The organism is Thermoflexibacter ruber (assembly GCF_900113045.1).
GTDB classification, from domain to species: domain Bacteria; phylum Bacteroidota; class Bacteroidia; order Cytophagales; family Thermoflexibacteraceae; genus Thermoflexibacter; species Thermoflexibacter ruber.
Genome location: NZ_FONY01000092.1, coordinates 1 through 4162, shown reverse-complemented (window position 1 = coordinate 4162; position 4162 = coordinate 1). Strand labels below are relative to the sequence as shown.

Annotated in this window: 6 protein-coding genes and 1 pseudogene; all 7 read left to right on the top strand. The window is 34.9% G+C overall.

The features are described from left to right. The first annotated feature begins 141 nt into the window (after positions 1-141). Positions 142-1245, top strand: a complete 1104-nt coding sequence (locus BM141_RS22120; RefSeq protein ID WP_091549608.1) for a serine hydrolase domain-containing protein — start codon at positions 142-144, stop codon at positions 1243-1245. Between the two features lie 2 nt (positions 1246-1247). Further along, entirely contained in the window at positions 1248-1394 is a 147-nt protein-coding gene (locus tag BM141_RS23330) for a hypothetical protein (protein ID WP_177217519.1), read from the top strand. 10 nt (positions 1395-1404) lie between these two features. Then, on the top strand, positions 1405-2346 hold the full coding sequence (locus tag BM141_RS22115) for a gliding motility protein GldB-related protein (protein ID WP_177217518.1): 942 nt from the start codon (positions 1405-1407) through the stop codon (positions 2344-2346). Between the two features lie 205 nt (positions 2347-2551). Then, positions 2552-2920: a metal-sensing transcriptional repressor gene (locus BM141_RS22110; RefSeq protein WP_091549607.1), complete on the top strand. Its 369-nt coding sequence runs from the start codon at positions 2552-2554 to the stop codon at positions 2918-2920. Between the two features lie 77 nt (positions 2921-2997). After that, complete coding sequence (locus BM141_RS22710) at positions 2998-3243, top strand: hypothetical protein (RefSeq protein WP_143091082.1); 246 nt, start codon at positions 2998-3000, stop codon at positions 3241-3243. A gap of 55 nt (positions 3244-3298) precedes the next feature. Next, positions 3299-3628 (top strand): annotated as a pseudogene (locus BM141_RS23840) (MerC family mercury resistance protein); the annotation flags it as partial. Positions 3629-3676: 48 nt separating this feature from the next. Further along, positions 3677-3901, top strand: coding sequence for a GDCCVxC domain-containing (seleno)protein (locus tag BM141_RS22105; protein ID WP_091549606.1), 225 nt, complete (start codon positions 3677-3679; stop codon positions 3899-3901). Positions 3902-4162: the final 261 nt, after the last annotated feature.

Genomic DNA, 4162 nt, shown 5'->3' with positions numbered 1-4162 from the left:
GTGCTTCGCAGACACATTTGTGCAAGGTGGAAGCTCAGTTCTCCGAATGAAGTTTAGTGCTAAAACACCCCGCCATCGCAAACCCCCGAAACGTTATAGCCAATGGTAGGACGACACAACCGTAATAACAAAATGACAAATATGGGACGACAAATTAGAATAATTAGATTTGGACCTTTAATGATTATTGCTTCAACATTATTGACTTCTTGTCAATTGGGACGCTTTGTGTTTTACAACTTTGCCGACATAAAAGACCATAAAATATTTCAATCCAGACCATTAACTGCCGACACTTCACCGTACAGTTTTCAAACTACTAATTCAGGAAAATTTCCAAAAGAATTAAACGGCACTTCGTTTGACAAATATCTTGAAGATAATAAAACAGTGGCTTTTCTGATTATTAAAAATGACACTATTCAGTATGAAAAATATTTCAAGGGGTATGACAAAGAAAGTATTGTTCCTTCTTTCTCAATGGCAAAATCTATTACGTCAATTTTAATTGGTTGTGCTATTGACGAAGGTTTAATAAAATCCGTTGACGAGCCTATCACTAACTATATTCCTGAACTAACAAAAAACGGTTTTGACAAAGTAACTATTAAGCATCTTTTACAAATGACATCTGGTATTAAATTTAATGAAAGCTACATAAATCCTTTTGGCGATGCAGCTTCATTTTATTATGGGCTTAATCTTAGGAAAGAAATTGAAAAAATGAAATTGAAAACAGAACCGGGTAAACAGTTTGATTATGTAAGCGGTAATACTCAACTATTGGGTTTGGTTTTAGAACGTTCCCTAAAGGACAAGACAATTACTTCATATTTACAGGAGAAAATATGGACCCCGCTTGGAATGGAGTATGACGCATCTTGGAGTATTGACAGGAAAAAGAATGGACTTGAGAAAACATTTTGTTGTTTAAACGCAAGAGCAAGAGACTTTGCCAAAATAGGACGACTATATAAAAACAAAGGCAACTGGAACGGAAAACAAATTGTATCACAAAGATGGGTTGAAGAATCTACAAGACTTGACACATCAGAAGGAAGTGCGAACTTTTATCAATATCAATGGTGGTTGCCGACACCAAATGAAGACTTTATGGCTGAAGGTATTTTAGGACAATTTGTTTACGTCAATCCAACAAAAGACCTAATAATTGTAAGACTTGGAAAGAAAGAAGGAAAGGCAGACTGGTGGACAATTTTCACGTCATTAGCAAAAGCATATTGAAAATGACAAGAACCACTGGCTATAACACGGGTTTGGCAAAAGTGGCGGTTCAGTGCTCCGCAGACACATTTGTGGTTAATCAAAGTTTGGTTCTCCGCATCAACATTTGTGGTGAAAGTCGCCACCTTCGCCAAGCCCAAAACCGTTAGCTACAACTTTATGAGAAAAACACCGATAATAATACTCTTTGTTTTAATTTTTGGATTTGCTAATTGCCAAAATAAGCAGATTATTGAAACTAGCGACATCGAAAATTTTTGGAAAGCTTTTGACAAATTAAAATATGCTTCAAACAAAAATGACAGCATAAATATCATTCAAACAGAATATATAGACATTTCAACTGAATTCTTTAAAGAGTTCATTAAGGTTAGAAATTTTACAGCAGAAGAGTATGTAAGTTTGATTCATAAATACCCAAAATTTTGGAGTTCTATTAGAAAAGAAACAGAAAATGTAAAAAACAGAAAAGACGATATTGAAAGAATATTAGACAAACATGAAAAAGAAATTCCTAACTTTAAAAGACCCAATGTTTGTTTTGCAATAGGTTGTCTAAGAACAGGCGGAACAACTAGTGATAATCTAATTTTGATTGGTACTGAAATAGCTGCATCGACACCAGAAACAGATAAATCTGAACTACCAAATTGGTTGAAAAGTGTAATTGGAACGTTTGGTGATATTGTATCAATGGTATCACACGAAACAATCCATACACAACAAAAAAAAGGTTATTTGCGAGATTTGGTAGAGCATACAATAAGTGAAGGTGTTGCTGATTTTTTAAGTGAGAAAATTTCAGGATTAACTATTAATAAAGTTGCCTTTAAATATGGCTTTGAAAATGATTGTATTTTAAGAAAAGAGTTTTTACAAGACTATTCTAAAAATAAAACTGACATATCAAATTGGCTTTATAATGGAAGTAAATCAAAAAATAGACCAGCCGATTTAGGCTATTATATCGGATATAGAATTGCGGAAGAATATTATAATAAAACTGCAAATAAAGAAAAGGCAATTTTGGACTTATTAAACAGAAAAAACTACAAGAAAATATTTAAAAAAAGTGAATATATAAAGAAAAGCTGTAGCTAACAGCATATTTAAGAAATGGCGGGTTTAGTGCTAAAAGGAAACTTTGTGCATCAAAGAAAGTTAAGTGCTAAAATGAAACATCCGTTTTCAAAAGCCGCCACTTCATAAATATGCAAAACGTTATGTGCAACCCTAAAACGACCGACAGTAACTTAAATTTGGCGACCACCCATTGACAGTGTTACCTTTGACAAAAATTTTAATTATGATACCAAGAGACCTCACACAAGACATAAAAACCCGTTTGGCGACAATCGGAGGGCAAGTAAACGGACTTATAAAAATGCTTGATAAAGAAGAAGACCCTGAAAAAATAATTACGCAATTCAAAGCGGTGGACAACGGACTTGACACGGCTTATAATCTTTTGCTTGACGAAGTTTACAGAAAAGCCCTTGCAATAAAAATTGTTGAAGTTGCGGACGCTTGTCCCGGGAATTGCGGAAATGAAGAAAAAATTGATTTTATCAGAACACAATTTCCAAAGTTCAAAATGGACGAAATATTGAAAAAATTTAAAGAAATAACTAAAATTGGTGAACGAGTGAAAGAACACCAGAAAAAAAATCTTTAAAAAGATTTGGAGACCACCCCCTCACCTAATGCACCTTTGTATTGTAATTCAAATTATAAACTTAAAAAATAAACAAAATGAAAAAGAAAGCAATGTTAATCATTACGGTTGTTGCGCTTACAGTTGGCGGAACCGTTTACGGGGGGTTCACTTATAAAAGTGATACTTGTCCGTTAGCGGGAACAAAAGATTGCCCCGAGTATGCAAACTGTCCAAAGAAAGGGCAAGCAGATTGTCCGATTATTCAGAACTGTCCGAAAAAGGGCACAGCTGACTGCCCTTACACAAACGGCACAGCAAGTTGTTGCTCAAAGAAAAAGTAACAAGTTAAAGGGGGCGGAAATCCGCCCCCTTTTTTACTTCATTTAAACAAAAAATATGACAGCTAAGGCATATATTGACAAGTTTGCAACAGCAGGACTCTTTGTTACTGCAATTTTTTCACCGTGTTGTTTTCCACTTTATGGGTTTCTTTTATCCGCTTTGGGACTTGGGAGCGTTGAATTATTTGGCGGTTACACTTGGTATATTTTTCAAGGACTTGTTGCCCTTGCCCTATTTGGACAATTTTGGTCATATAGCAAACACAAAAACATTTTTCCTTTACTAATTGCACTTATCAGTTCAGTATTAATTTTCGGCTCATACTATTTTTATTTCTCACATCCTTTAATTTATACTGGAATGTTTGGACTACTCATTGCAACCGCAGTAAATCATTTTGCAAAACGGAAAGCAAAATCTTGTCCAAATTGTATCCCTACTTCAGCGGAGAAAACACTTATCTTTCAATCTACCATTACTTGTCTAAATTGCGGACACAGCAAAAAGGAAACAATGCCCCACGATGCTTGCCAATTCTTTTATGAATGTGAGAACTGTAAGACCGTTTTAAAACCGAAGCAAGGCGACTGTTGCGTTTATTGCAGTTACGGAAATGTAAAGTGTCCATCAATTCAAGTAGGGACAAATTGTTGCTGACAAGACAAAAAAGTATGGAATACAACAAGACAATGAATAAAGGGCAGCACATAACAGCACCTACAAAAAATTGGCGGTTCAGTGGTTAAATGAAGCTTTGTGCTTCGTATCAAGTTCAGTGCTGGCAGACAGTTTAGTGCTCCGAAATCGCCAACTTCTTGTAGCTGCAAAACGTTGTACGTTATTTTGGAAAACCAAACAGTAACAGCCATACAACCAAACAGATAATAAAGTAAATACTCAATTTTGACAAACTTAAAG